This window comes from Cellulomonas uda (genome assembly GCF_006538705.1).
GTDB classification, from domain to species: domain Bacteria; phylum Actinomycetota; class Actinomycetes; order Actinomycetales; family Cellulomonadaceae; genus Cellulomonas; species Cellulomonas uda.
The window spans coordinates 1-26,314 of record NZ_BJLP01000043.1 but is presented as its reverse complement, the minus strand read 5'-3'; the positions used below and the strand labels follow the sequence as shown (position 1 = coordinate 26,314).

General features: G+C 74.9%; 27 protein-coding genes. 15 read left to right on the top strand and 12 right to left on the bottom strand.

What is annotated here, in order from left to right:
- Window positions 1-2: 2 nt before the first annotated feature.
- Together CUD01_RS12305 and CUD01_RS12300 are read left to right on the top strand one after the other, a co-directional pair.
- Entirely contained in the window at window positions 3-800 is a 798-nt protein-coding gene (locus tag CUD01_RS12305; RefSeq protein WP_141321449.1) for an inositol monophosphatase family protein, read from the top strand.
- Between the two features lie 22 nt (window positions 801-822).
- Window positions 823-1,596 (top strand): class I SAM-dependent methyltransferase, encoded by a 774-nt coding sequence (locus CUD01_RS12300; RefSeq protein WP_141321447.1) that lies wholly within the window; start codon window positions 823-825, stop codon window positions 1,594-1,596.
- Here CUD01_RS12300 and CUD01_RS12295 read toward each other — a convergent pair.
- The 4 genes from CUD01_RS12295 to CUD01_RS12280 are packed head-to-tail and all read right to left on the bottom strand — an operon-like array spanning window position 1,562 to window position 5,567.
- Window positions 1,562-2,386, bottom strand: coding sequence for an HAD family hydrolase (locus CUD01_RS12295; RefSeq protein ID WP_141321445.1), 825 nt, complete (start codon window positions 2,384-2,386; stop codon window positions 1,562-1,564). The genes CUD01_RS12300 and CUD01_RS12295 overlap by 35 nt on opposite strands.
- A complete protein-coding gene (gene gltX / locus CUD01_RS12290; protein ID WP_141321443.1) occupies window positions 2,383-3,897 on the bottom strand; it encodes a glutamate--tRNA ligase in 1,515 nt (504 codons plus the stop codon). The genes CUD01_RS12295 and gltX overlap by 4 nt, the downstream gene beginning before the upstream one ends.
- 48 nt (window positions 3,898-3,945) lie before the next feature.
- A complete protein-coding gene (locus CUD01_RS12285; protein WP_141321441.1) occupies window positions 3,946-4,731 on the bottom strand; it encodes a fumarylacetoacetate hydrolase family protein in 786 nt (261 codons plus the stop codon).
- A 20-nt stretch (window positions 4,732-4,751) separates the two neighbouring features.
- A complete protein-coding gene (locus CUD01_RS12280) occupies window positions 4,752-5,567 on the bottom strand; it encodes a methyltransferase domain-containing protein (protein ID WP_141321439.1) in 816 nt (271 codons plus the stop codon).
- A 155-nt stretch (window positions 5,568-5,722) separates the two neighbouring features.
- Between CUD01_RS12280 and CUD01_RS12275 the strand changes: the two genes are divergently transcribed.
- Complete coding sequence (locus tag CUD01_RS12275) at window positions 5,723-6,754, top strand: acyltransferase family protein (RefSeq protein ID WP_244937769.1); 1,032 nt, start codon at window positions 5,723-5,725, stop codon at window positions 6,752-6,754.
- Between the two features lie 21 nt (window positions 6,755-6,775).
- On the opposite strand, the gene CUD01_RS12270 is transcribed toward CUD01_RS12275, so the two are convergent.
- Window positions 6,776-7,162 carry a DUF1304 domain-containing protein gene (locus CUD01_RS12270; RefSeq protein WP_141321437.1) on the bottom strand — a complete coding sequence of 129 codons (387 nt, stop codon included), beginning with the start codon at window positions 7,160-7,162 and terminating at the stop codon, window positions 6,776-6,778.
- A gap of 87 nt (window positions 7,163-7,249) precedes the next feature.
- Here CUD01_RS12270 and CUD01_RS12265 point away from each other — a divergent pair, with 87 nt between their 5' ends.
- Window positions 7,250-8,170 (top strand): 3-methyladenine DNA glycosylase, encoded by a 921-nt coding sequence (locus CUD01_RS12265; RefSeq protein ID WP_371860790.1) that lies wholly within the window; start codon window positions 7,250-7,252, stop codon window positions 8,168-8,170.
- 37 nt (window positions 8,171-8,207) lie between these two features.
- On the opposite strand, the gene CUD01_RS12260 is transcribed toward CUD01_RS12265, so the two are convergent.
- Window positions 8,208-10,865: a cutinase family protein gene (locus tag CUD01_RS12260; protein ID WP_166772092.1), complete on the bottom strand. Its 2,658-nt coding sequence runs from the start codon at window positions 10,863-10,865 to the stop codon at window positions 8,208-8,210.
- A 162-nt stretch (window positions 10,866-11,027) separates the two neighbouring features.
- Between CUD01_RS12260 and CUD01_RS12255 the strand changes: the two genes are divergently transcribed.
- Window positions 11,028-12,617 carry an aspartate:alanine exchanger family transporter gene (locus CUD01_RS12255; protein WP_094179516.1) on the top strand — a complete coding sequence of 530 codons (1,590 nt, stop codon included), beginning with the start codon at window positions 11,028-11,030 and terminating at the stop codon, window positions 12,615-12,617.
- A 48-nt stretch (window positions 12,618-12,665) separates the two neighbouring features.
- Here CUD01_RS12255 and CUD01_RS12250 read toward each other — a convergent pair whose 3' ends face one another.
- Complete coding sequence (locus CUD01_RS12250; protein WP_141321433.1) at window positions 12,666-13,697, bottom strand: ABC transporter ATP-binding protein; 1,032 nt, start codon at window positions 13,695-13,697, stop codon at window positions 12,666-12,668.
- A gap of 108 nt (window positions 13,698-13,805) precedes the next feature.
- Here CUD01_RS12250 and CUD01_RS12245 point away from each other — a divergent pair, with 108 nt between their 5' ends.
- The 3 genes from CUD01_RS12245 to CUD01_RS12235 are packed head-to-tail and all read left to right on the top strand — an operon-like array spanning window position 13,806 to window position 16,412.
- A complete protein-coding gene (locus CUD01_RS12245) occupies window positions 13,806-14,489 on the top strand; it encodes an ABC transporter permease (RefSeq protein ID WP_141321431.1) in 684 nt (227 codons plus the stop codon).
- Between the two features lie 25 nt (window positions 14,490-14,514).
- Window positions 14,515-15,285 (top strand): ABC transporter permease, encoded by a 771-nt coding sequence (locus CUD01_RS12240; RefSeq protein WP_141321429.1) that lies wholly within the window; start codon window positions 14,515-14,517, stop codon window positions 15,283-15,285.
- Complete coding sequence (locus CUD01_RS12235; protein WP_176586713.1) at window positions 15,282-16,412, top strand: glycine betaine ABC transporter substrate-binding protein; 1,131 nt, start codon at window positions 15,282-15,284, stop codon at window positions 16,410-16,412. Before CUD01_RS12240 ends, CUD01_RS12235 begins: the two co-directional genes overlap by 4 nt.
- 23 nt (window positions 16,413-16,435) lie before the next feature.
- Here CUD01_RS12235 and CUD01_RS12230 read toward each other — a convergent pair whose 3' ends face one another.
- The 3 genes from CUD01_RS12230 to CUD01_RS12220 form a co-directional block, all read right to left on the bottom strand.
- On the bottom strand, window positions 16,436-17,869 hold the full coding sequence (locus CUD01_RS12230) for a dihydrolipoyl dehydrogenase family protein (RefSeq protein WP_141321427.1): 1,434 nt from the start codon (window positions 17,867-17,869) through the stop codon (window positions 16,436-16,438).
- Window positions 17,870-17,983: 114 nt separating this feature from the next.
- On the bottom strand, window positions 17,984-18,880 hold the full coding sequence (locus CUD01_RS12225; protein WP_141321425.1) for an oxygenase MpaB family protein: 897 nt from the start codon (window positions 18,878-18,880) through the stop codon (window positions 17,984-17,986).
- Window positions 18,881-18,913: 33 nt separating this feature from the next.
- The gene (locus CUD01_RS12220) at window positions 18,914-19,648 is read right to left on the bottom strand and encodes a glutamine amidotransferase (RefSeq protein ID WP_141321423.1); all 735 of its coding nucleotides are present in this window, start codon (window positions 19,646-19,648) and stop codon (window positions 18,914-18,916) included.
- 122 nt (window positions 19,649-19,770) lie between these two features.
- Between CUD01_RS12220 and CUD01_RS12215 the strand changes: the two genes are divergently transcribed.
- From CUD01_RS12215 to ybaK, 4 genes are all read left to right on the top strand, one after another.
- On the top strand, window positions 19,771-20,340 hold the full coding sequence (locus tag CUD01_RS12215) for a hypothetical protein (protein WP_141321421.1): 570 nt from the start codon (window positions 19,771-19,773) through the stop codon (window positions 20,338-20,340).
- A gap of 22 nt (window positions 20,341-20,362) precedes the next feature.
- The gene (locus tag CUD01_RS12210) at window positions 20,363-22,921 is read left to right on the top strand and encodes a DEAD/DEAH box helicase (protein ID WP_141321419.1); all 2,559 of its coding nucleotides are present in this window, start codon (window positions 20,363-20,365) and stop codon (window positions 22,919-22,921) included.
- A 141-nt stretch (window positions 22,922-23,062) separates the two neighbouring features.
- The gene (locus tag CUD01_RS12205) at window positions 23,063-23,626 is read left to right on the top strand and encodes a VIT1/CCC1 transporter family protein (RefSeq protein WP_094179507.1); all 564 of its coding nucleotides are present in this window, start codon (window positions 23,063-23,065) and stop codon (window positions 23,624-23,626) included.
- A gap of 20 nt (window positions 23,627-23,646) precedes the next feature.
- Window positions 23,647-24,147, top strand: coding sequence for a Cys-tRNA(Pro) deacylase (gene ybaK / locus CUD01_RS12200; protein WP_094179506.1), 501 nt, complete (start codon window positions 23,647-23,649; stop codon window positions 24,145-24,147).
- Here the strand turns inward: ybaK and CUD01_RS12195 are convergent.
- The gene (locus tag CUD01_RS12195) at window positions 24,144-24,530 is read right to left on the bottom strand and encodes a YccF domain-containing protein (protein WP_094179505.1); all 387 of its coding nucleotides are present in this window, start codon (window positions 24,528-24,530) and stop codon (window positions 24,144-24,146) included. The two genes, ybaK and CUD01_RS12195, sit on opposite strands and share 4 nt — an antisense overlap.
- Window positions 24,531-24,642: 112 nt before the next feature.
- Between CUD01_RS12195 and CUD01_RS12190 the strand changes: the two genes are divergently transcribed.
- The gene (locus CUD01_RS12190; RefSeq protein WP_244937768.1) at window positions 24,643-25,371 is read left to right on the top strand and encodes a YggS family pyridoxal phosphate-dependent enzyme; all 729 of its coding nucleotides are present in this window, start codon (window positions 24,643-24,645) and stop codon (window positions 25,369-25,371) included.
- On the opposite strand, the gene CUD01_RS16625 is transcribed toward CUD01_RS12190, so the two are convergent.
- Window positions 25,305-25,481: a hypothetical protein gene (locus CUD01_RS16625; RefSeq protein WP_157732465.1), complete on the bottom strand. Its 177-nt coding sequence runs from the start codon at window positions 25,479-25,481 to the stop codon at window positions 25,305-25,307. The genes CUD01_RS12190 and CUD01_RS16625 overlap by 67 nt on opposite strands.
- Window positions 25,482-25,597: 116 nt before the next feature.
- Between CUD01_RS16625 and CUD01_RS12185 the strand changes: the two genes are divergently transcribed.
- Together CUD01_RS12185 and CUD01_RS12180 are read left to right on the top strand one after the other, a co-directional pair.
- The gene (locus CUD01_RS12185) at window positions 25,598-25,969 is read left to right on the top strand and encodes a YidH family protein (protein WP_141321415.1); all 372 of its coding nucleotides are present in this window, start codon (window positions 25,598-25,600) and stop codon (window positions 25,967-25,969) included.
- Entirely contained in the window at window positions 25,966-26,289 is a 324-nt protein-coding gene (locus CUD01_RS12180; RefSeq protein WP_141321413.1) for a DUF202 domain-containing protein, read from the top strand. The genes CUD01_RS12185 and CUD01_RS12180 overlap by 4 nt, the downstream gene beginning before the upstream one ends.
- Window positions 26,290-26,314: the final 25 nt, after the last annotated feature.

Here is a 26,314-nt window from a genome sequence, read left to right as displayed (position 1 = left end):
CCATGAGCCTGCGGACCGGGTACGACGACGACCTGCGCCTCGCCCACGTGATCGCGGACCAGGTCGACTCGCTGACCCTCTCGCGGTTCAAGGCGCTCGACCTGGTCGTGGAGACCAAGCCCGACCTCTCGCCGGTGTCGGACGCCGACCGCGCGGCCGAGGAGCTGGTGCGCTCGCAGCTGTCGCGCACGCGCCCGCGGGACGCGGTGCACGGCGAGGAGCTGCCCGACACGGGGCACGGGCCGCGCCGGTGGGTCGTCGACCCGATCGACGGCACCAAGAACTTCGTGCGCGGCGTGCCCGTGTGGGCGACGCTGATCGCGCTGCTCGACGGCGACGAGGTGGTGGTCGGCCTCGTGAGCGCGCCGGCGCTCGGGCGGCGCTGGTGGGCCGCGAAGGGCTCGGGCGCGTGGAGCGGTCGGTCCCTCTCGCAGGCCACGCAGCTGCACGTCTCGCGCGTGGACCGGCTCGAGGACGCGTCGTTCTCCTACTCCTCGCTCACGGGGTGGGAGGACGTGGACCGGCTGCCGCAGGTGCTCGACCTCATGCGCACGGTCTGGCGCACGCGCGCGTACGGCGACTTCTGGTCGTACGTGCTCGTCGCGGAGGGCGCCGTGGACGTCGCGGCCGAGCCCGAGCTCGCGCTGCACGACATGGCCGCGCTCGTGCCGATCGTCACCGAGGCCGGCGGCCGGTTCACGTCCGTGAGCGGCGTGCCGGGGCCGTTCGGCGGCAACGCGCTGGTGACCAACGGGCTGCTGCACGACGAGGTCGTGGCACGGTTGGACCTGCCGGGCTGAGCCACGACCGACGGGGGGCGGCATGACCGATCCGAGCCAGGACTGGCGCAGCGAGCTGCACCGGGTGCGTTCGTCGTCGTTCGGCCGCGGTGTCGAGGCGTACGCCGCGGCGCGGCCCACGTACCCCGCCGAGGCCGTCGCGTGGCTCGTGCCACCGGACGCGCGCGACGTGGTGGACGTGGGCGCCGGAACGGGCAAGCTCACCGCGGGTCTCGTGGCGCTGGGCGGGCTGCGGGTCACCGCGGTCGAGCCCGACGACGTCATGCGCGCCGCGCTGAGCGCGGCGCTCGCCGGCGTCGACGCACGCCGCGGCACCGCCGAGGACACCGGGTTGCCGGACGCGTGCGCGGACGTCGTGACGGTGGGCCAGGCGTGGCACTGGTTCGACCCCGTCGCCGCGAGCGCCGAAGTGGCGCGCGTGCTGCGACCCGGCGGCTCGCTGTCCCTCGTGTGGAACGTCGTCGCCGAGGGCGTCACCTCCTGGGCGGACGCGTACTTCGAGATCGTGCACCGCGGCGACACGCTCGACTACTCGCGCCGCGAAGCGCCGCTCGCGGGGCCGCAGATCGGCCCGTGGCAGCGCACCGACGTCGTCTGGACGCGGACGATCACGGCGCCCGCGCTGCGGGCGTTGGCGGCGAGCCGCAGCCACCTCATCGCGATGTCCCCGGCGGAGCGCGACGCGCTGCTCGCCGAGGTGGACGCGCTGTGGACGACGCACCCCGACCTGGTGGGCCGCACCGCCGCGGAGCTGCCCTACGTCACGCGGTGCTGGCGCGCGACGACGCTGTCGTAGCGGGCCCGGCGGGCACGCCCAGGGCGTCCGGCAGCTCGGCGAGCGAGCGGATGACCGTCACTCCCGTGACGGACGCCTCGTCGACCGGGTGCCGACGTGCGCCGGGCCGGTCGAGCCACACGCCGACGAGGCCTGCGTCGCGCGCCCCGAGCGCGTCGACGTCCGCCTCGTCACCCACGTACGCGGTGCGCGCCGGGTCCGTGCCGAGCCGGCGGCACGCCTCGAGGAAGACCCGGGGGTCGGGCTTGCCGAAGCCCAGGGTGTCGACGGCCACGAGCAGCGGGACGCGGTCGACGAGGCCCGCGGCCGTGAGCTTGGCGGTCTGCATCGACGTCGCGGCGTTCGACAGCGCGCCGAGCGCCAGCCCCGCGTCCAGCAGCGTGGCGAGCACGGCCTCGGTCTCGGGGTGCGCGACCCACGCGGCGCGGAACGCCGCGTCGAAGACCTCGTCCCACGCGGCGAACGCGGCCTCGTCGAGCTCGGGGCCGCCGTGCGCCGCATGCAGCTCGTTGACGCGCGCCCGCTTCTGCTCGAGGTAGGGCACCTCGCCGCGGGTGTAACGGCGGTAGTGGCCGTTGGTGTCCGCACGCCACATCGCCAGGAGCGCCTCGTCGCGGCGCGCCGCCTCGTCGGGCGGCAGCGGCGGGAGGTACCGGGCGCCGACCGCCGCGAGGGCGGCGACGAACGCGCTGCGCGTGTCGACGATCGTGTCGTCGATGTCGAACAGCACCCCGTCGACCAGAGCGCCCGTCGTCGCGCGGGGTGCCGCGTCCCGCGTCGGGGCCGTCACAGGGACGCGCGCAGCGCCGCGATGCGGGCCAACGTCGAGTCCTTGCCGAGCAGCTCGAGCGACTCGAACAGCGGCGGGGACACGCGTCGGCCGGTCACCGCGACACGCAGCGGCGTGTACGCCAGGCGCGCCTTGATGCCGAGACCGCCCTCGTCGACGAGCGCGGCCTGCAGCGCGGCCTGCGTGGCCTCGGTGGTGAAGCCGTCCGCGGGGAGCGCCTCCAGCGCGGCGACCGCCGCGTCCAGCACCTGCGCCGACTCCGCGCGCAGCGCCTTGCGGCCGTCGTCCTCGACGTGCAGCTCGTCGTCCGCGACGAACAGGAAGCCGAGCATCCCGACGACCTCGCCGAGCAGCGTCATGCGCTCCTGCACGAGGGGCGCCGCCCGCGTCAGGAGGTCCTGGTGCTCGTGCGAGAGGTCGGCGAAGGAGTCCGCGGGCACCAGGCCCGCGTGGTGCAGGTACGGGACCAGACGGTCACGGAAGTCGTCGGGCGCGAGCATGCGCACGTGCGCGGAGTTGATCGCCTCGGCCTTCTTCAGGTCGAAGCGTGCAGGGTTGGGGTTCACGTCGTGCACGTCGAACGCCGCGACGAGCTCGTCGACCGTGAAGATGTCGCGGTCCGCGGACAGGCCCCACCCCAGCAGCGAGAGGTAGTTGAGCAGGCCCTCGGGGGTGAAGCCGTTCTCGCGGTGCAGGAACAGGTTCGACTCGGGGTCGCGCTTCGAGAGCTTCTTGTTGCCCTCGCCCATGACGTACGGCAGGTGGCCGAACTGCGGCATCACCTGCGCGACGCCGAGCTCGAGCAGCGCGCGGTACAGCACGACCTGGCGCGGCGTGGAGGACAGCAGGTCCTCGCCGCGCAGCACGTGCGTGATGCCCATGAGCGCGTCGTCGACCGGGTTGACCAGTGTGTACAGCGGGTGGCCGTTGGCGCGCACGACCACGAAGTCCGGGACCGAGCCGGCCTTGAACGTCACGTCACCGCGCACCAGGTCGGTGAACGTGATGTCCTCGTCGGGCATCCGCACCCGGATGACGGGCTCACGGCCCTGCTCGCGGTACGCGAGCCGCTGCTCGTCGGTGAGGTCGCGGTCGTACCCGTCGTAGCCGAGCTTGGGGTCGCGGCCCGCCGCGCGGTGGCGCGCCTCGATCTCCTCGGGCGTCGACCAGGACTCGTAGGCGTACCCGCCCTCGAGCAGCTTCGCGACGACGTCGCGGTACAGGTCGTAGCGCTGCGACTGCCGGTACGGCTCGTGCGGGCCGCCGACCTCGATGCCCTCGTCCCAGTCGAGCCCCAGCCAGCGCAGCGCGTCGAGGAGCATGCGGTAGCTCTCCTCGGAGTCGCGCGCCGCGTCCGTGTCCTCGATCCGGAAGACGAACGTGCCGCCCGTGTGCCGCGCGTACGCCCAGTTGAACAACGCGGTGCGGACCATGCCGACGTGCGGCAGACCGGTCGGGGACGGGCAGAAGCGGACACGCACGGCGGAGCCGTCGACAGCGGGGGTGGTCACGGGTCCCAGGGTAGTCGGGAGCGTCCGCGCGCCGTGCTCGGGTCCGGCTCAGTGCCGGCGCAGCACCGGGTTGCGCAGCGTGCCGATCCCCTCGACCTCGCACTCCACGACGTCGCGGTCGACCACCGGCCCGACGCCGGCGGGGGTCCCCGTGAGGATGACGTCCCCGGGCAGCAGCGTGAACACCTCGCTGACGTACGACACGAGGTACGCGACGTCGAACACCATCTGCGACGTGCGCCCGTCCTGCCGCGGCTCACCGTTGACGCGCGAGCGCACCGCGAGGTCGTCGACGTCGAGACCGGGGACGATCCACGGGCCGAGCGGGCACGAGCCGTCGAAGCCCTTGGCGCGCGTCCACTGCGAGTCCGACCGCTGGATGTCCCGCGCCGTGATGTCGTTCGCGACCGTGAACCCGAAGACGTGGTCGAGCGCGCGCTCGGGCGTCACGCCCTTGGTGACCTTGCCGATCACGACCGCGAGCTCCGCCTCGTACGAGACCTCCTCCGTCCAGTCCGGCAGCACCACCGGGTCGTCGGGGCCGACGACGGACGTGTTGGGCTTGAGGAACAGCAGCGGCTGCGTGGGGAGCTCGTTGCCCATCTCCGCCGCGTGGTCCGCGTAGTTGCGCCCCACGCCGACGACCTTGGAGCGCGGGATCACGGGTGCGAGCAGGCGCACCGCGTCGTCGTCCAGGGGGATGCGCTCCCCCGTGGGCTGCACCGGCGTGTAGATGGGGTCGCCCGTGATGACCACGAGCTCCTCCGAGCCGGGCTCCCCCTCGACGAGGGCGAAGCGGGGATCCGAACCGATCGTGAACCTGGCGATGCGCACGGAGCCCAGCCTAGGCGGCGTCAGGCGCGCGCGAGCACCTCGCCGTGCAGCACCGCGAACCAGCCGTCGGGCTGGCGGCCCCACTCGTGCCACGCGTCCGCGAGCTGCTCGAGCCCGACCTCGTCGGCCAGCCCGTGCGCGATCGCCTGCTGCGCGAAGTTCGACGCGACGCACCGGTCGGCCCACAGGCCGGCCCACCACGCACGGTCCTGGGGCGTCGCGTAGCACCACACGCCGGCGCTCGGGGCGACGCCCGCCGGGTCGAAGCCGGCCTCGCGCACCCACTGCAGCAGCCGGCGCCCGGCGTCCGCCTCGGCTCCGTTGGCCTGCGTGACCTCGTGGTACAGCGCGGACCACTCGTCCAGGCCCGCCGAGGGCGGGAACCAGGTCATCCCCGAGTAGTCGCTGTCGCGCACCGCGACCACGCCGCCCGGGCGCGTCACGCGCCTCATCTCCCGCAGCGCCGCGACCGGGTCGGTGAGGTGCTGGAGCACCTGGTGGGCGTGCACCACGTCGAACGTGTCGTCGTCGAACGCCAGCTCGTACGCGTCGCCGACCTCGAACGTCACGTTGAGGGCGCCGGCGTCCGCGGCGGCCTTGCGGGCGATCTCGATGACGGCGCTCGATGCGTCGATCCCGTGCACCTCGCCCGGAGCGACGCGCTGCGCGAGGTCGATCGTGACCGTGCCCGGACCGCAGCCCACGTCGAGCAGGCGCTGGCCGGGCTCGAGCACGGGCAGCAGGTACGCGGCCGAGTTCTCGGCCGTGCGCCACCGGTGGGAGCGCAGGACCGACTCGTGGTGGCCGTGCACGTAGACGTCGTCGCGGGTGCTCACACGCGAGGGTAGGCGCCGGGACGGGGGGATGATCAAGGCACGGGACGCGCTGGCCCATCATGCGAGACGACAGCGCCGGTCCGCACCGCGAGCGACCGCCGCGCGCCGCCTCCGACGTCCGGCGGGTGCCGCACCGCCCGTCGTAGCGTCGGCACGTGGCACGGCTCGCGGGCATCGACGTCGCGCGCGGGACCGCCGTCCTCGGCATGGTCACCGCGCACGTCGGCCCCGACGCGCCCGGCCGCACCACGACCGCCGACCGGGTCCTCGAGCTCGCCGACGGCCGGTCCTCCGCGCTGTTCGTCGTCCTCGCGGGGCTCTCGCTCGCACTGCTGTCCGGCGGCCGCGCTCCGGTGGTCGGCCGTGACCTCACCCGGGCGCGGGTACGGATCGCGGGCCGCGCGCTCGTCGTGCTCGCCGTGGGGCTGGCGCTCGAGCGGCTGGACACGCCGATCCTCGTCATCCTGCCCACCTACGCCGTGCTGTTCCTCGCGGGCTGCGCGGTGCTCACCTGGACCGTGCGCACGCTCGTCGCGGCGGCGGCGACCGTGGCACTCGTCGCGCCGGCCGTACGCGAGGCGGTCGGCCTCGACGCCGACCCGGGCGCGGGGCTCCTCGGGGACCTCGCCCTGCTGCTCGTCGGACCGCACTACCCCGCGCTCGTGTGGTCCGCGTACCTGCTCGCCGGGCTCGCGCTCGGCCGCTGCGACCTGACCGCGCCCGCGGTGCAGCGCCGGACGGCACTCGTCGGCGGCGCGCTCGCCGTCGTCGGGTACGGCGGCGGGTGGCTCGGTCGGCTCCTCGCCGAGGACCCGGCCCTGCTGTCCACCCGGCCGCACGCGTCGTCCCCGGTCGAGGTCATCGGGAACACCGGGGCCGCGCTGCTCGTCGTCGCCGCGTGCCTGGCGGCCGCACCGCGTCTGCCGCGCGCGCTCTCGCCGCTCGCCGCCGTCGGCGCGCTCGCCTTCACCGCCTACACGGCGCAGGTCGTCGTGGTCGCCGCCGTCGGGCCGCAGATCGTGTGGCAACCGCTGTGGACGTCGTGGCTCGTGGTCGTCGTCGCGACCGTCCTCGCCTGCTGGGCGTGGCGCGCCTGGCTCGGACGCGGACCGCTCGAGCGGTTGCTGCGCGGCGTCTCCGCGCGCGTCGCCGAGCGGGTGGTGCCGCGCGCGGCACCGGTCGGCTGATCGCCGACGGCCACGCCCGTCTCAGACGAGCACGACGAGCGCCGCGACGACCGCGAGCAGCGGGAGCGTCCCCTGCGTGGCCGCCGCCCGCGCCATGCGCCGGTCGCTCGCGACGAGCACCACGGCCGCCGCCAGCATCGAGCCGCACGCGAGCAGCACGAGCGCGAGCCCGGACGGGCGAGAGCCCTCCGCGAGCACCAGCGCCGCCCCGACCCCGGCGCCCACCGCGAGGAACAGGTTGTAGAAGCCCTGGTTGTACGCCCACGGGGCCACGGTCTCGACGTCCTGCGGCTGCGTGCGGAAGCGTCGGTGCACGTCCGGGCGGCGGAACAGCACCGCCTCCATCACGAAGATCACGACGTGCAGCACCGCGGCTGCCAGGGCGAGGAGCGCGCACACGACCACCATGCCCCCAGCATGCCCCCAGCCCGTCCCGTGTGCGGCGTCGGGCGCCCGCGCGTCAGGACGTGACCGGCGCGTCCGTACCCTGGAGCGGTGACCACGCCCGCGACGACCACGCCCGCGACGCCGCCCGTCGAGCGCCCGCTCGTCGTGCTGCCGCACGCGACGTGGCGCCGGACCGCCGACGCGCACGCCGCCCGTGCCGACGCGGCCACCGCGGGTCACCGCGAGCGCCGCTCACGCCACGAACGCCACGCGATCGAGGACTTCCTGTTCGAGTACTACCCCACCAAGCCCGCACTGCTGCGCCGCTGGCACCCGGGCGCGGGCGTCGCGCTCGAGCCCGGTCCCGACGGTCCCGCGCCGCACGCCGCGTGGCGCTGGTACATCGTGGACGACGACGGCCGCACGCGCCTCGACGTGGACGCGTTCCTCGCCGAGCGCGGGGACACGGTCCGGTACGTGGCGGCGATCGTCGGCGCCACCGCCGCACGCCCGGCCGCGACCGGCTGCTTCGGGCTGCACGAGTGGGCGATGGTCTACCGCGAGGAGGAGCACCGGCACCCGCTGCCCCTGCGGCTGGGCGGTCGCGGCACCGACGAGGTGGTCGAGGCGCACCGCATCCGGTGCACGCACGTCGACGCGTTCCGCTTCTTCACCCCCGACGCCGCACCCCGCAACACGCTGCAGCCCACCCGCGAGTCCCAGCCCGCCCTGGAGCAGCCCGGCTGCCTGCACGCGAACATGGACCTGTACAAGTGGGCGCTCAAGCTCGGTCCGCTCGTCCCCGGCGACCTGCTGCTCGACTGCTTCGAGCTCGCCCGCGAGATCCGCACGACCGACATGCAGGCGTCGCCGTACGACGTGTCGTCGTACGGCCTGGAGCCCGTCGCGATCGAGACCCCTGACGGCAAGGCCGAGTACGTCCGGCGCCAGCGCGACTACGCGCAGCGTTCGGCATCGCTCCGGGCGCGCCTCCTGACCGCCTGCGCACCGGCCGCGCCGACGACGTGACCGCGCGTGCCGGCGACGCGTCACGACGCGTCACGGCTCAACGGACCGCGGCGGTCGCCTTCGAGGTCGTCGTCGCGGTCACGTAGCCCGGTTTGGAGCCGGTGACCTTCACCGTGATGACCTTGCCCCTGTCGGAGGCCTTCAGCGTGTACGTCGTCGACGACGCCCCGCTGATCGCCTTGCCGTTCGCGTACCAGCGGTAGGAGAAGGTGGTGCCCGCCGTCCAGGTCCCGCGGTAGGCCGTGAGCCGCGCGCCGACCTTGGGCGTGCCGGTCACGGTGGGCCGGGCGGTCGTCAGCGTGCCCTTCACGACCGCGGCGGTGGCCTTCGACGTCCGCGTCGCCGTGACGTACCCGGGCTTGGTCCCGGTGACCCGGACGGTGACGGTCCGCCCGACGTCGGCCGCACGCGGCGTGAACGTCGTCCCGGTCGCCCCGGCGACCGCCTTGCCGTTCACCGACCACTGGTAGGCGAACGACGTCCCCGTGGTCCAGGTGCCGCGCTTGGCGGTCAGCCGCACACCGACCTTCGCGGTGCCGCTGACGGTCGGGGTCGCTGCCGTGAGCGTCGCGAAGCCGAGGTCGACCTCGACGTCCTGGTACCCGGTCCGCGCGGGCGGCAGGGTCACCGGTGCCGCGCTGAGGATGGTGGTGCCGAGGTCCGCGTGCAGGAGGTACGGGTTCACCCCGCCGTACAGCGCGCCGATGCGGTACCGGCCGTTCGCGTCGGTGACGGCCTGTCGGCTCTCGCTCGTCCCGAGCCCCGAGTAGCAGCCGGTCCCACCACCCCAGTCCGTGTCGGGCGCGGCGGGGTCCCACGATCGCTCCCGCGAGAGGTGCACCATGGCGCCGGGCACTGGCCGGCCCCGCTCGTCCCTGACCGTCCCGGTGACCGAGCTCCCGCGGACCATGCGGACCGAGCTCTCGGCGGGGCGCCTCGGGTCGTAGCCGGCCATCTCGACGTACACCCGGGCGGTGTCGAAGTAGCTCCGGCAGCCGCCGTAGGACCACCGACCGGTGTGGAACGCCCAGCCGTCGGCCCGGGTGACGGCCCCCCACCCGTACTCGCTGACGGCGATTCCCTCGAGGGCGCGGCCGCTCGCGCCGTCGTACGCGTACACGTGGACGCTCGACGCCCGGCTCAGGGCCTGGTCGGTGCGGGCGAGCGGGCCGCCGACGTGGACGGGCGTCGCCCGCGAGGGCGAGGCGGAGTCGTTGCTCAGCGCCTGCGTCGAGTGGTACTGGTCGAAGAGGTCGACGTAGCCCTCGGCCTGCGACTGCTCCCAGGTCTGCGCCGTGGGCGGGCCGTCGCTGAAGAACAGCAGGTACTCGCCGTCGTAGCTGCCGACGATCGCGTAGTACCCGTCGCTGTCGGTGCGGTCCATCGCCAGGCGCCGGTCGGACTCGCCGTCCCACCCGTCCGTCGTCCGCTCGAGCCAGACCTCGGCCCCCTCGACCGGCTCGCCGTCACGGTCCGTGACGTACCCGTCCACACCCCCGCACGTGCCTGCGGTGTCGACGTGCACGACGACGCGGATCGTGCGGGGTGGTTCGAGGCCGGTCGTCGCCGTGGTGACCAGCTCCCAGCGCCCTGCGGGGAGCGTGCCCGTGAGGCGACCGTCGTCGGCGAGGTCGAGCCGGTACGGCCCTCGGGTGAAGCCGTGCTCGGTGAACGTCGCGCCCGAGAGCGCACCGGTCAGCAGCGCGGGCTCGACCGTGCGCCGCTGGGCGGCGGCGCCCGCGGTGCTCAGGGCCTTGACGGGGACCGCGGCGGACACGTCGCCCGACGGGCCGCAGGCCAGGACGGTCACGGTGCGGTGCTCGGGCACGACGAACCTCGAGGCCCGCTCGATCGCGGGGCCGGCGAGCGCGCTCAGCTCGGGCACGTCGTACGCGGTGTGCACGGCGGTGCCGTACTCGACGAGCGCGGCGATGCCGACGATCGGTTCCCACGGCACCCCGGTGACCGGGGCGGCGAGGTTCGCGAACAGCCGCGCCGTGTCGCACACGAGGTCCTGCGAGGCGCACAGGTCGGTCGTGACCCCCGCGAGCGCGTGCGGCACCGCGTCGTACCCGAGCCCGGCCGGCGGAACCCAGGAGCTCAACCCGTTCCCCGGCATGGCGGTGCCGATGTTGTCCTGCCGGTCGCCCGCCGACCGTGACGGGTTCGCGACCAGCATGACGCCCGCGTACAGCTGCGGGTCGGGGAACTCGGGGAGCACCTCGCTGATCACCATCGCACCCTGCGAGTACCCGATGAGCGCCCACTTCTGGTCCGGGCACGTCCGCCGGGCGGTGCTCAGCCGCTCGCGCAGCACCTGCGCCCCGGTCTCGATCGACCGGAAGTAGCTCCAGTCGGACGTGCCGGGCAGGCCGAGGTCGATGAGCTGGCGGAAGTCGTCGGCGAGCACGGACATGGCCGCCGCCGGGTACGGCAGCGTCTCGACCGTCGTCGTGCGCCGGCCGTCGACGCCGTCGAGGAACGCGTCACGCACGGCGCTCGTCTTCGTCGTGGACGTGGACTCCCCGGACCCGCGGACGCTCAGCACCAGCAGGTCGGTGCACCGCCCCGTGGGTGCGGGTGGGGACGAGACATGCGACGAGGACGGCGTCGCGGCCGACGGTGCGGCCACGAGCGCGACGACCAGCGGGAGCACGGCGAGCAGGGCGCTGGCTCTCGCACGCAGGGTCGGCACGCGGTCACCGTAGCGACCGGGACGAGCCGCGCACATGCCCGATTCGGGGTACGCGGGTGGGCACCCGGGTCTTTGGGACCAGATCGGCGCTCCCGGCGCGCCCTTGAATGGGTGACGGCAGCGCCGCCATCCCCGCGGCGTCCCTAGCGCCACGGAGCAGCGATGTCCCAGGTGTTCGAGTTCCTCGCCGAGCAGCCCGTTCTGCTGCTCTTCGCCGCGATCGGGATCGGCTCCGCGATCGGGCACGTCAAGGTGCGCGGCGTCGGCCTGGGTGCCGCGGCCGTCCTCCTGCTGTCGATCGGCCTCGCGGCGTGGGCCGGGTCGTACGACGTGCACCTGGAGATCCCCGAGGCGATGGGCACGCTCGGGCTCGCGCTGTTCACGTTCTGCGTGGGGATCATCTCCGGCGCCACGTTCTTCTCGTCCCTGCGCCGCAGCCTCGGGCCGATCCTCGCGGTCGCGGGCGTGCTCGTCGCGAGCGCCGCCCTCGCGGTCGCGGTGGGCGGTCTGCTGCGCCTCGACGACCCCGTCGTCGCCGGCTCCTGGGCGGGGGCCGTGACCAACACCCCCGCGCTCGCCGCCGCGCGCGACGCCGCGGGCGACGACACCGGACCGACCATCGGCTACGCGGTGACCTACCTGTTCGGCGTCGTCGGGATGCTCGTCGCCGTGTCCGCCGCGCTGCGGCACCGCGGTCAGGACGCGGACGCGCCGCCCACGCTCGTGAGCCGCACCGTGCGCGTCGAGGTCGACGCCAACCTCAGCGTCCAGGAGCTCGAGGAGCTGCACGGCGACCGCATCAAGTTCTCCCGCGTGCGCCGCGGCGAGACGTCGCCGATCCGGACCGCCGGCGGCACCGACCTGCTGCTGCTCGACGACCTCGTCACCGTCGTCGGGCCGCACGAGGACATCGACGCCGTCACCCGCGAGCTCGGCCACACCTCGTCGCACCACCTCGAGACGGACCGCCAGTACCTCGACATGCGCCGCATCACCGTCTCCGCGGAGCACGCCGCGGGACGCACCGTCGGCGAGCTCGACCTGCTGCACCGGTTCGGTGCGACCGTGTCCCGCGTGCGGCGCGGGGACGTCGACATGCTCGCGACCGACGACCTGCAGCTGCAGCTCGGGGACCGGGTCCGGGTGATCGCGCCGCGTGAGCGCATGCCCGAGGTCTCGACGTGGTTCGGTGACTCCTCGCGCGGGCTGTCCGACATCGTGCCCGTGGTGCTCGGCCTCGGGATGGCCGCCGGGATCCTGCTCGGCACGATCCACATCCCCGTGCCGGGCGGTGTGTTCACCATCGGGTCGGCGTTCGGCACGCTGCTCATCGGCCTCGTCCTCGGCAGGATCGGCCGTATCGGCCCGGTCGTGACGGCGATGCCGTACACCGCGGCACAGGCGATGTCCGAGCTCGGCCTGCTGATCTTCCTGGCACAGGCCGGCTCGCGCGCCGGCGGCCAGATCGGTGCGGCCTTCACGTCCGGCGAGTGGCTGAGGATCCTCGTGCTCGGCGTCGTCGTGACCGGCTTCGTGTCCGCGGGTCTGTACGTCGTCATGCGGCGGGTGTTCCGGGTCGGCGGCACGCGCCTGTCCGGGATCATGAGCGGCGCCCAGACACAGCCCGCGATCCTCGCGTTCGCCAACGCGCGCACGCAGTACGACGCCCGTGTGGCGCTCGGGTACGCGCTGGTCTACCCGGCCGCGATGATCACCAAGATCGTCGTCGGGCGCATCCTCGGAGGCCTGTGACGCTCGGGCCGGTGACGCTCGGGCCTGTGACGCTCAGGCCTGTGACGCTCAGGCCGTCGTCGTCCCGCCCGGGGTGACGTCCGCCGGGCCCGCGACGAGCCGGCGCAGCGCGGTCAGGACGTCAGCCGCGGTCACGGCGCCGATCGGGGTGCGCCCGTCGTGCACGGCCGCCGCCCTCACCCCGTCGCTCGCGATCGCGTCGAGGACCTCACCCAGCTCGTCGCCGAGCTGCACGACGGGCGCTCCCGCGGGTGCGGTCGTCGCCGGGTCGACGTCGTCCCGGGCCAGGCGGCCGAGGGCGAGGAGGCGGGCGGTGCGCCCGCGGCCGACGAGGTCGGCGACCGCGGGCGTCGCGGGCCGGGCGACGACGTCGAGCGGGGGCGCGAGCTGCTCGACGTGGCCGCCGGTGCTCATGACCGCGACCCGGTCGGCCATGCGGACCGCCTCGTCGACGTCGTGCGTCACGAGCATGACCGTGGTGCCGAGCTCGCGCTGGATGCGCGCGAACTCGTCCTGCAGCCGGCGCCTGCCCACCGGGTCGACCGCACCGAACGGCTCGTCCATGAGAAGCACGGGCGGGTCCGTCGCGAGCGCACGGGCCACCCCCACGCGCTGACGCTCGCCGCCCGACAGCTCGTGCGGGTAGCGCCGCGCGTACCGGTCCGGCGCGAGCCCGACGAGCTCCAGCAGCTCCGCGACGCGCGTGCGGGTACGCCCGCGGTCCCAGCCGAGCAGACGCGGGACGGTGGCGACGTTCTGCGCGACCGTGCGGTGCGGGAACAGGCCCACGTTCTGGATCACGTAGCCGACGTGCCGACGCAGCTCGACCACGTCGAGCGTCGCGACGTCGCGGCCCTCGACGAGCACGCGGCCGCCCGTCGGCTCGACGAGGCGGTTGACCATCCGCAGCGTCGTCGACTTGCCGCACCCTGACGGTCCGACGAGCACGAGCACCTCGCCCGTGCGCACGTCGAGCGACAGGTCGTCGACCGCGGCGGGGGCGTGCGCGCGGGACGCCGACGAGCCCGCGGCGTAGGTCTTGGCCGCGTGCTCGAACCGGATCGCCCACTCGTCGTCCACGCGAGGGACGCTAACGGCGCGCACCGACAACCGCGAGCCCCCAGCGTCGTCCGCCCTGGTCGGGCGCTCGCCGGGCGCGTGTCGGAGGGCGGGTCTACCTTCGCTGCCATGTCCACGACCGACGCGCCACCCAACCCGTGGTTCTCGTGGGACTACGTGGCGCGCAACTCCGAGGACATCCAGCGCGCGCTCGGCCAGCACGTGTCGCTCACCGTGCAGGCCGTGCTGCTCGCGCTCGTCGTCGCGCTCCCGCTCGCGTTCGTCGCGCACCTGCGGCCGCGGCTCGCCGGGCCGGTCGTCGGGACGGCCGGGGTGCTCTACACCGTGCCGTCCCTCGCCTTGTTCGCGCTGCTCGCGCCCTACACGGGCATCGGGCGCACGACCGTGCTCATCGGGCTCGTCCTCTACGCGCTGCTGGTGCTCGTGCGCAACGTGCTCGTCGGCCTGGCCGGGGTGGACCCGGCGGTCACGGACGCCGCGCGCGGCATGGGGTACGGGCGCGTGCGGATGCTGCTGCAGGTCGAGCTGCCGCAGGCGCTGCCGAGCATCGTCGCGGGGGTGCGTGTCGCGACCGTGACGACCGTGGCGCTCGTGACGGTCGGCGTGGTGGTCGGGTACGGCGGGCTGGGGCAGCTGATGTTCCGCGGGTTCCGCAGCGACTACCACGCGGAGATCATGACCGCGACGGTCCTGTGCGTCCTGCTCGCGCTCGTCGCCGACCTGCTCGTCGTGCTCGTGGGTCGGCTCCTGACGCCGTGGCGCGCGGTGCGGGACGAGCGGGTGCGGGCATGACGGGCCGCGGCCACCGGGGGTCGGCGTGGACCTGCTGACCGAGGCGTTCGCGTGGCTCAACGACCCGTTGAACTGGACGGGTCGCAACGGCGTGCTCGCGCTGACCGCCACGCACCTGCAGGTCACGGCGCTCGCCGTGCTGCTCGCCGCGGTCGTCGCGCTGCCCGCGGGCGTGTGGCTGGGACGTGCCCGGCGCGGCGGCACGCTCGGCGTGCTCGTCGCGAACACCACGCGCGCGCTGCCGACGCTCGCGCTCCTGACGCTGCTCGCCTCGGCCGGGCTGTTCGGCAACCCGGCGACCGTCGTCGCGTGCGCGGTCTTCGCGGTCCCACCCCTGCTGACCAACACCGTGACGGGCCTCGCGGGGGTCGACCGCGACGTCCTGGACGCCGCGCGCGGGCTCGGGATGAGCGGTGCCCGCCGGCTGTGGCTCGTCGAGCTGCCGCTCGCGGTCCCGCTCGTGGCCGCGGGCGTGCGCACGGCCGTGGTGCAGGTCCTGGCCACCGTCCCGCTCGCCGCGCTCGTCGGTGGGCGCAGCCTCGGGTCGGTCGTCGTCTCGGGGTTCGCGACGCAGCGTTACGGGCAGGTGCTCGCGGGCGGTCTGCTCGTCGCGGTGCTGTGCCTGGTCGCCGAGGGTCTGCTCGCGCTCGCCCAGCGCGCCGTCACGCCGCGCGGCGTGCGCGACGCGGCACGCCGGTCCGGACCCCGGCGCACCCGCCGCGCCCTCACGGCCGCGGATCCCGTGCCACCGGTTGCCGCCGCCGGCGGCCGCCGTTCGAATGGGACCGCGCGATGAGCGCTCGTGAGGTCCGTCCGTTCCGCCTCGTCGTCCGCCTCGTCGTCCGCCCCGTCACCCGCCTCGTCGTCCGCCCCGTCACCCGCCTCGTCGTCCGCCCCGTCACCCGCCGCCCTGGAGGCACCGTGTCCCCGAACCGCAAGCGCCTCGCCGTGCTGTCCCTCGCCGCGTCCCTGATCGCGCTCGCCGGCTGCGGCGACCCGGGCTCGGGCGGCGGCAAGGCGGACCCGACGAACGCGTCGTCCGCCACGGGCGGTGCCTGCGAGCCCGTCGCGGGTGAGCAGCTCGTCGTGCTGGAGGACGACAAGACCCTGCAGAACGCCGACAACGTCATCCCGGCGGTCAGCGCGTCGGTGGCCGAGGCGCACCCCACGCTGGTCCCGCTGCTCGACACGGTCTCGGACGCGCTCGACACCGAGCGCCTCATCGCGCTCAACAAGGCCGTCGACATCGACCGCCAGACGTCCAGCGAGGTCGCGGCGGCGTTCGTCGAGGACGAGGGCCTCGCGGCGAGCGAGCAGTCGGGTGAGGGCGCGTCGGTGGTCGTCGGCGCCGCGAACTTCTCCGAGAGCAGCACGCTCGCCAACATCTACGCCGAGGTCCTGCGCAGCGCCGGGTACCAGGCGCAGGTCCGGGAGATCGGTGCCCGCGAGACGTACCTGCCGGCGCTCGAGTCGGGCGAGCTCGCGGTGGTCCCGGAGTACGCCGCGACGCTCGCGGAGTTCCTCAACACCACGGTCAACGGGGCCGACGCCGAGCCGGTCGCGTCGGGCGACGTCGACGCGACGGTCGCGGCCCTCGAGCCGCTCGCGAAGGAGCGCGGTCTCGTCGTGGGCACGGCGTCGGCGGCGCAGGACCAGAACGCGTTCGCGGTGACGCAGGAGTTCGCCGACGAGCACGGCGTCACCACGCTCTCGGAGCTCGCCGAGGCGTGCGCGGGCGGGCTCACGCTCGCCGGGCCGGCGGAGTGCCCCGAGCGCCCGTTCTGCCAGCCCGGGCTCGAGGAGACGTACGGCCTGGTGTTCACGGACTTCACGGCGTACGACTTCGCGCTCATCGGTGAGGCCGTGCGCAAGGGCGAGGCGGCGATCGGGCTGGTCCTGTCCAGCGACGGTTCGCTCGGCTGACGCCGCGGGCGCGCCCCGGACCCTCAGAGGCCGGCGCTCTCGGCGAACCGCAGCCACACCTCGCTGACCGTCGGGTACGACGGCACGGCGTGCCACAGCCGCGCGAGCGGCAGCTCGCCGACCACGGCGATCGTGGCCGCGTGCAGCATCTCGGCGGCGTCGGGCCCGACGAACGTGGCGCCGACGACCACGTCGTCGCGCGCGGTGTCGAGCACGAGCTGCGCCCGGCCCGCGTAGTCGGGTGAGATGACGCTCGCTCCCGCGACGTCCGCGAGCTCGTAGGCCACGGTCCGCACGGCGAGCCCCGCGTCCCGCGCGGCGCGCTCGGTCAGCCCGACCCACGCGACCTCGGGCTGCGTGAAGACGACCTGCGGCACGGCCGCGTGGTCCGCGCTGGCCCGGTACCGGCTCCAGGGGCCCGCGGACGCCTCGGCGCGGCGCGCGGCCTCGTCGGGCCCGAACCGGGCGGCGACCACGTCGCCCGCGACCCGCGCGTCGTACTTGCCCTGGTGCGTGGTGCCGGTCCGGCCGGTCACGTCGCCGACCGCGAACAGCCACGGCACACCGGGGACCGCGAGCGCGTCGTCGACCTCGAGCGGTGCGCCGGGCTCGAGGTCGATCGTCTCGAGGCCGAGGTCGCGGGTGCGCGGGTGGCGACCCGTCGCGACGAGCAGCTCGTCGGCAGTGACGTCCTCGTCGTCGAGGGTGACGTGGACCCCGTCGGCGTCCCGGTGCACGCGTCTGGCCTGCGCCCCGAGGACGACGCGGACGCCGCGCGCGCGCAGCGACGCGAGCACGGCGGCGCCGGCGAACGGCTCGGCGCCCGCGAGCAGGGCGTCGCCCCGGACGAGCACGGTCACGCGGCTTCCGAGGCTCGCGAAGGCGGTGGCGAGCTCGCACGCCACGACTCCCCCGCCGAGCACCGCGAGCCGCGCGGGCACGTGCTGCGCGGACGTCGCGTCGCGGCTGGTCCACGGTCGCGCGGCGGCCAGCCCGTCGACCGGTGGGATCGTCGGCAGCGAGCCGGTCGCCACGACGACCGCGTGCCGCGCCTCGACCTCGACCGTCCCGTCGTCGGACTCGACGACGAGCGCGCGAGGTCCGGTGAACCGCGCGTGCCCGCGCAGCAGCGTGAGCCCCGCGCCCGCGACCCAGTCCGCCTGCGACGAGTCGTCCCACCGGTGCGTGATCTCGTCGCGCCGCGCGAGCACGGCGGCGACATCGAGGTCCCCGGGGTCGCGCACGCCCGGCGTGCGGCGTGCGGCCTCGCACGCGGCGTCGGGCCGCAGCAGCACCTTCGACGGCATGCACGCCCAGTAGGAGCACTCGCCGCCGACGAGCGCCGACTCGACGAGCGCCACGTGGAGCCCGGTGCGCGACGCCCGGTCCGCGGCGTTCTCCCCGACCGCTCCCCCGCCGATCACGACCACATCGAAAGTCTGCTGCGCCTGCGTCATGGGGTCTCCCGTGTCCGCGCCGGCCGGGTCGACCGGTCCCGCCGCCACGCTCGCGCGTCCGGCGCCGCGCCGCAAGGGCGCGCGTCAGGGCGACGCCCGTGCGACAGGGGGGGGTCAGCCGCGGGGCGCCCCGACCGCGCCGGGCTCCCGGCTGACGCGGCGCGCGTCGTCGGGGCCGAGCACGAACCGGATCGTGCGGACCGCCGCGTGCCCCGCGGCGAGCGCCGCGGGGCGACGCACCGGTCCGACGCGACGCAGACCCAGCTCCGCGACCGCCCACGCCGGGAGCGTCGCGACGGCGGCGGCGCTGAGCGCCGCGTACCCGGCGCGCATCGCCGGGGGCACGGGCGGCTCGTGGAGCAGGAACCGCGCGGTGTCGCGTGCCTGCTCGCCGGCGGCGAGCACGGGCCGGTACCCGTCGATCGCGGCGGCGAGGTCACGGGTGGTCTCGGGCAGGTCCTCGGCGCCGAGCGCGCGCCCGACGACGGCCGCGTCACGCAGGTACGCGTCGGCACCGGGCGCGTCGAGCCGCCGCGCGCCGAACCGCTGGTGGGCGCGCAGGAACGAGTCGACCTCGGCGACGTGCACCCACCGCAGGAGGTCGGGGTCGTCGGCGCGGTACGGCACACCCTGCGGCGTGCGCCCGCGGACCCGCGCGTGCACCGCGCGCACCTGGTCGACCGCCGCCTGGGCGTCGTCGGCGGTGCCGAAGGCGGTCACGGCGAGGAACGTGCTGGTCCGCGCGAGGCGGCCCCACGGGTCACCGCGGTATCCGGAGTGCCCCGCGACCCCGGCCATCGCGGCGGGGTGCAGCGACTGCACCAGCAGGGCGCGCAGGCCGCCGACGAACATCGACGCGTCACCGTGCACGCGGCGGATCGCTGCGTCGGGCGGGAACCAGCGAGGACCGGGCGTGCCGTGGATGCGCTCACGGCTCGCGATGCCGTCGGGGCCCGCGACCCGCAGGAACAGGGCGGTGCCGACGCGGCGGCGCCAGGGTTCGAGGATCACGGTCCCATGGTGCGACGGCCGGGCCGCGCGCGCTCAACGACGCCGGTACCGCTCGACGAACGCGGCGAGGACGAGCGGCGGCGCCCACACGTCGGCTGCCCCGACCCGCGCGAGGACCTGCTCCTGCTCGTCGGGCTCGTAGTACCCGTACCCGCCGTAGACTCGGACGCGCGCGGAGATCCCGGGGACGTCGAGCTCGGGGTGGAACTGGGTCGCGTAGAGGTTGCGCCGGACGCGGAACATCTGGACCGGGCAGGTCGCGGAGGTGGCGAGCAGCGTCGCGGTGGGTGGCAGCACGCGACACGCCTCCTTGTGGCCGACGAACGCGTCGAACGCGTCGGGCACGTCGGCGAGCAGCGGGTCGCGCCGGCCCTCGGGCGTGAGGGTGATGCGCACGGCACCGATCGGCTCGGCGTAGGTGCGGTCGATGACGCCGCCCTGGTGCGTGCCGAGCGTCCCGACGCCGTAGCAGGCACCGAGGAACGGCAGGTCCCGCGGGACCACCTCGTCGAGCAGCGCGGACATCTCCCGCTCCACCCGCAGCTGGGTCGCGGACTTGCGGTCCGCGGGGGTGCTCGCGTCGAACGGGCTCCCGCCGACGACGATCCCGCTGATCGCGTCCAGGTCGAGCGCCGGCATCGGTCCGGCCTCCAGACGGACGCGGACCAGCGAGCCCTCGTCGAGCCCGCCGAAGCGCAGCACCTGCGCGTACTCGTCGTCCGCGGCGTCGTCCTCGGCGCGCGAGGCCAGCAGCACGAACGGCTTCATACGCCGACGCTATCTCCGCGGGCCGCGTCCGTCCGGGTGACGGCCGACGCGCCTCGTGGCACCCGGGTGCGTCCTCTGCCAGTGTCACGTCCGCCGGACGACGACCGACGTGAGGAGACGGCATGCCGCGCCCGAGCGCGCCCGTGGTGATCGGTGCCGCCCTCGTCGCGGTGCTCGGCGGGGTCGCGGTCGCGGGCTGGCAGCTCGGCCGGCCGGACGACGCGCCGCTCGCGGTCGAGGTCCTCGGCCCCGCGAGCGTCGCCCTGAGCGAGACGTACACGGGCCCCGCGGGGGTGTGCCCGGGGTACACGGCGGACGTGCCGGTCCCGATGCGGTGGCACCAGGCCGACGGGGCGACGACGATGCTCGGTGACGACGGCCTGCTCCTCACGTGCTTCGGCACGGTCGAGGAGGTCGGGAACCTCGACGACCTGGTCGCCGACCGTCGCGCGCACGGCATCCGGGGCGAGACGAGCGACGCCGCGAGCCACCCGCTCGTCGGTGCTCCCGTGCGGGTCGTGTCCCCGTTCGGCGACTCGGTGCGGTTCGAGTACGTCATCGGGCTGCGCACCATCACGGAGTGGGTGGTCGAGCGCGACGGCACGATCTTCGCGGTCGGCTACCTGCACGACGGCTCGGCGTCCCGGCTCGCCGAGGTGCAGGCCGTCATGGCGGGATGGCGCTGGGCCTGACGACGGGTGGGAGGATCAGGCGGTGCCCGCGACGCTCGCCGACCGGATCCCGGCTGACCCGACCGACCCCGACGCCCTCTACGAGGCGTTCACGGGGTGGGCGGCCGAGCAGGGGCTGCGGCTGTACCCCCACCAGGAGGAGTCGCTGCTCGAGCTCGTGACGGGCAGCCACGTGATCCTGTCGACCCCGACGGGATCGGGGAAGTCGCTGGTGGCGACCGCGGCGCACTTCGTCGCCCTCGCGCACGGGCGTCGCACGTTCTACACCGCGCCGCTCAAGGCGCTGGTCAGCGAGAAGTTCTTCGCGCTGGTGGCGGCGTTCGGCTCGGAGAACGTCGGCATGATGACGGGCGACTCGGCGGTGAACCCGACGGCGCCGATCATCTGCTGCACCGCGGAGATCCTGGCGAACCTCGCGCTGCGCGACGGTGCGGACGCGGACGCCGGCCAGGTCGTCATGGACGAGTTCCACTTCTACTCCGACCCGCAGCGCGGGTGGGCGTGGCAGGTGCCGCTGCTCGAGCTGCCGCGCGCGCAGTTCGTGCTCATGTCGGCGACGTTGGGTGACGTCACGTTCTTCGCCGACGACCTGCGGCGCCGCACGGGCGGCGAGGTCGCGGTCATCACCAACGCCGAGCGACCGGTGCCGCTGACGTTCTCGTACGTCGTCGAGCCGCTGCACGAGGTGCTCGACGAGCTGGTCACGACGCGCCGCGCACCGGTGTACGTCGTGCACTTCACGCAGAAGGAGGCCGTCGAGCGCGCGCAGTCGCTGCTCTCGGCGAACCTCACGAGCCGCGAGCAGCGCGACGCGATCGCCGCCGAGCTCGGCGCGTTCCGGTTCGGCCCGGGCTTCGGCAAGACGCTGTCCCGCCTGCTGCGGCACGGCGTGGGCGTGCACCACGCGGGGATGCTGCCCAAGTACCGCCGGGTCGTGGAGCGCCTCACCCAGAAGGGCCTGCTGCCCGTGGTGTGCGGCACGGACACGCTCGGCGTCGGCATCAACGTCCCGATCCGCACGGTCGTCCTGACGAGCCTGGTGAAGTACGACGGTCAGCGCATGCGGCACCTGTCGGCGCGCGAGTTCCACCAGATCGCGGGCCGGGCCGGGCGCGCGGGTTTCGACACGGTCGGCGAGGTCGTCGTCATGGCGCCCGAGCACGTCATCGAGAACCGCAAGGCGCTGCAGAAGGCCGGGGACGACCCGCGCAAGCTGAAGAAGATCGTGCGCAAGCAGGCCCCGCCCGGGCATGTGAACTGGACGGACAAGACCTTCGAGCGCCTGCGCGACGCGCCCCCCGAGCCGCTGACCTCGAGCTTCGCGGTGACGCACGCGATGGTGCTGCACGTGCTGGCGCGCGGGGAGCGCGGCGAGGACCCGGTCCTCGCGATGACGCGCCTGCTGACCGACAACCACGAGCCCGAGGGCGCCCGCGGTCGCCACGTGCGCCGCGCGACCGCGGTCTACCGGTCGCTGCGGGCCGCGGGCGTCGTCGAGCGCGTCGAGGTCGCGGACGCGTCCGCACCCCGCGGTCGTCGTCGGACCGTGCGCCTGACGCACGACCTGCCGCCGAACTTCGCGCTGAACCAGGCCCTGTCCCCGTTCGCGTTCGCCGCGCTCGAGCTGCTCGACCAGGCCGACCCCGGCTACGCGCACGACGTGGTCTCGGTCCTCGAGGCGACGCTGGACGACCCGCGCCAGGTGCTCGCCGCGCAGGAGAACCGCGCCCGCGGCGAGGCGGTCGCGGCCATGAAGGCGGACGGTCTCGACTACGACGAGCGCATGGCGCTGCTCGAGGACGTCACGTACCCGCGCCCGCTCGCGGACCTGCTCACGGCGGCGTTCGCGACGTACCGCACGACGAACCCGTGGGTCGCCGACCTCGAGCTGTCGCCCAAGTCGGTGGTGCGCGACATGCACGAGCGCGCCGCGACGTTCGCCGAGTACGTGAGCGTGTACAACCTCGACCGCACCGAGGGCGTGCTGCTGCGCTACCTCGCGGACGCGTACCGCGCGCTGCGCCAGACCGTGCCGGAGGACGCGCGCACCGAGGAGCTGTGGGAGCTCGTCGAGTGGCTGGGCGACCTGGTGCGCCGCACGGACTCGAGCCTGCTGGACGAGTGGGAGCGCCTCGCGAACCCGCTCGACGAGCACGGTGCGGACGCACCCGGCGGCGTCGACGACGACACACCGCAGCCCGTCACCGACAACCCGCGCGTGTTCCGCGCGCTCGTGCGCGGCGCGCTGTTCCGCCGCGTCGAGCTCGCCGCGCGCGAGCAGTACGGCGCGCTCGCGGCGCTGGGCGACGTGGACGAGGAGGGTGCGCCGTGGACCGCGGAGCGCTGGTCGGCCGCGCTCGACCCGTTCTACGACGACCACGACGAGGTGCTCACGGGCGCGCCCGCCCGCGGCCCCGCGCTGTTCCAGGTCACGGCCGGCCCGGCGACGTGGCGGGTGCGGCAGCTCCTGGACGACCCGGAGGGCGACCACGACTGGCGCATCGACGCCGTCGTGGACCTCGCGGCGTCGGACGAGGCGGGCGAGGTGGTGCTGCGCGTGGTCGAGGTGGGCGCGCTGTGAGGGCTCCCGGACGGCTGCCGGGCGGCTTGTCGGCAGGGGGTCGCGCGGGGGCTCACGAAGGGTAGGCATACCTGCATCTGCGCAGGTCAGGCCAGCCTTCCCAACGATGACAGCCCTCCGCGAGCGGCTTACCGTGACCGCATGGCCACGCTCTCGACGATCCTGCGTCCCGACTCGCGCCCCGTCGGCGAGCCGATCGACGGCATCGCCCTCAACGGTCTGCGCGCGGGCGTCCTGGGCGCGAACGACGGCATCGTCTCGATCGCCGCGCTGGTGGTCGGCGTGGCCGGCGCGTCGCCGGGCTCGAGCGCGATCCTCATGGCCGGTGTCGCGGGTCTGGTCGCCGGTGCGCTCTCGATGGCCGCCGGCGAGTACGTCTCGGTGAGCTCGCAGCGCGACGCGGAGCGCGTCGCGCAGCTGCCCGAGCACGAGCTCGTCCACCCGTGGCACGCGGCGTTCGCGTCGCTCGGCGCGTTCCTGCTGGGCGGGCTCGTGCCCCTGCTCGTGGCGCTCGTGCCGTGGGGCGGCGGCCTCGTGCCCGCGGTGTTCGCCGCGGTCGCGCTGGCCCTGGTGCTGACCGGCTCGGTGAGCGCCCGCGTCTCGGGCGCGCCCGTGTGGCCGGCCGTGCGACGCAACGTCGTCGGCGGCTCGGTCGCGATGATCGTCACGTGGGGCATCGGGACGCTCGTCGGCCTCGCGGTCTGAGACCGCCCTAGGCTGGTCGCGTGGCCAAGAACGTCAAGCACGCACCGACCGGCACCCCCGCGCTCGTAGCGCTCGCCGCGGCGGGCGTCCCGCACACCGCGCACCCGTACGAGCACGACCCGGCGTCGGACGTCGGCTACGGGCTCGAGGCCGCGCAGGTGCTCGGCGTACCCCCCGAGCAGGTCTTCAAGACGCTCATGACGGTCGTCGACGGCACGCTCACGGTCGCGGTCGTCCCCGTGACGGGTCAGCTCGACCTCAAGGCGCTCGCCGCGGCGGCCGGCGGCAAGAAGGCCGCCATGGCGCCGAAGCCCGACGCGGAGCGCGCGACGGGCTACGTGGTGGGCGGCATCTCCCCGCTCGGCCAGCGCCAGGCCCATCCGACGGTGGTCGACGAGACGGTGTGGCTGTTCGACACCGTGTTCGTCTCGGGTGGCCGCCGCGGGCTCGACGTCGAGCTCGCGCCCGACGACCTCGTGCGTCTCACGGACGCGACGGTCGCGGACATCGCCAAGGCCTAGGCGAACGGGCGGTCGCTCGGCACGACCCGCCGGCCGAGGGGCAGCAGCGAGACGGGGATCATCTTGAGGTTCGCGACGCCCAGCGGGATCCCGATGATCGACACGAACAGCGGGATCGCGGTGAGCACGTGCCCGATCGCGAGCCAGATGCCCGCGACGAGGAGCCAGATGACGTTCCCGATCGTGGACCACGCACCCGCGGTGGGCTTGTCGACGACGGTGCGGCCGAACGGCCACAGCGCGTAGCCGGCGATCCGGAACGACGCGATGCCGAACGGGATCGTCACGACCAGCAGGCAGCAGACGACGCCGGCGACGACGTAGCCGAGCGCGAGCCAGAGCCCGGCGAGCACGAGCCAGATGACGTTGAGCAGGGTCTTCACCCGCTCAGGCTGCCATGCGCGCGAGGGCGTGGGGATCGGTGGACACCCTGGTCCGCCCCCGGTCCCGGACGGGTTGGTCGTGACGGGCGAGGGTGGGCTAGGTTCGCTGGCCGTGGAGGACGACCTGCCCGCACGGCTCGCCGCGGTCCGCGAGCGCGTCGCACGCGCGTGCGCGGCCGCCGGGCGCGACGGCGTGCGCCTGCTCCTGGCGTCCAAGGCGCAGCCGCTCGAGCGGGTCCGCGCGGTGCTCGAGGCGGACGCCGCGGCGCGCGCGGCCGACCCGTCGCTCACCCCCGTGCTCCTCGGTGAGAACCGGGTGCAGGAGCTCGTGGCGAAGGCCCCCGCGCTCGTCGAGCACTCCCCCGCGTGGCACTTCATCGGCCCGCTGCAGTCCAACAAGGTGAACGCCGCGCTGCGCTGGGCGACGTGCGTCGAGACCGTGGCGTCGCTCGACCTGGCGCAGCGCCTCGCCGCGCGCGCGGGCGACGGGCTGGACGTGATGGTCCAGGTGAACGTCTCGGGCGAGCCGACCAAGAGCGGCGTGGCACCGCACGAGGCGGCCGCGCTCTCCCGGGCGGTCGGGGCGCTGGCCGGGGTGCGGCTCGTCGGGTTCATGACGGTGGGTGCGCGGTCCGACGACGAGCGCGTGGTCGCCGCAGGCTACGACCGGCTGGCGGCGATCCGGGACGAGGTGGTCGCCAGCGGCGCACCCGGCACGGCGGAGGCGGTCGAGCTGTCGATGGGGATGAGCGGCGACCTGGAGGTCGCCGTCGCTCACGGGGCGACGATCGTGCGCGTCGGCACCGCGGTGTTCGGCAGCCGGCCCGCGACGACGAGCTGAGCGCGGACGCGGCGGACCCGGGGGCGTGCGCGGCGCAGTGCCGCGAGCTCGCGCGCGTGCAGCAGCGCCATGCGCCGCAGCTCGCGGTCGAGCGTCGAGCTCTCCTGCATCGGCCCCTCCCGTCCCTCGTCCCGTTCGTGTCGTGCGACCGCCGAGTCCTGCACACCAGGGGCGAGACGTGCGCGTCCAGATACGCACCGGCGCCCCGGGACCGCACAATGGCGGGGTGAGCGAGACACCCGACCGCCGTCGTCCCACCTGGGTGTACGGCCAGGGCGACGAGCCCGACGCGCGGTTCTCGCTCGCGAACGAGCGCACGTTCCTCGCGTGGGTGCGCACCTCGCTCGCGCTGCTCGCGGGCGGCGTCGCGCTCGAGGCGCTCGACCTTCCGGTCGAGGAGCGGCTGCGGCTCGCGGCGTCGGTCGTCCTCGTGGTCCTCGGCGCGCTCACGCCGCTGCTCGCGTGGTGGGGCTGGGCGCGCGCCGAGCAGGCCGTGCGCCGCGGGGCTCCGCTGCCCGCACCGGTCGGCTTCTTCGTGCTCGTCGCGGGGGTGCTCGCGGCGGGCGCGCTCGTGCTGCTCGGGCTGCTGCTGCGATGAGCGGGCGTGCGCCCGGTGAGCAGGGGCTCGCGCTCGAGCGCACACGTCTCGCGTGGCGCCGCACCGGGCTCGGGCTCGCCGCGGGGTCGGTCGCGGCCGGGCGGCTGCTGCAGGAGCTCGTCGGGCCCGTGGCGTGGGTCGTCACGGTGCTCGGGCTCGTCGCCGCGGCGCTGGTCGTGCGCGTCGCGTTGCGCCGGTACACGGGGGGCGCGTGGCGCACCGCGGGCGGCGGTCTCGTCGCCGCCGTGGCGGTGGGCTCGGCGGTCGTCGGGGCGGTGGCGCTGCTCGTCGTGCTGGCCGGCCAGGCGCGGCTCGTCTAGCGCGGCTCGTCCAGCGCGGCGCCCG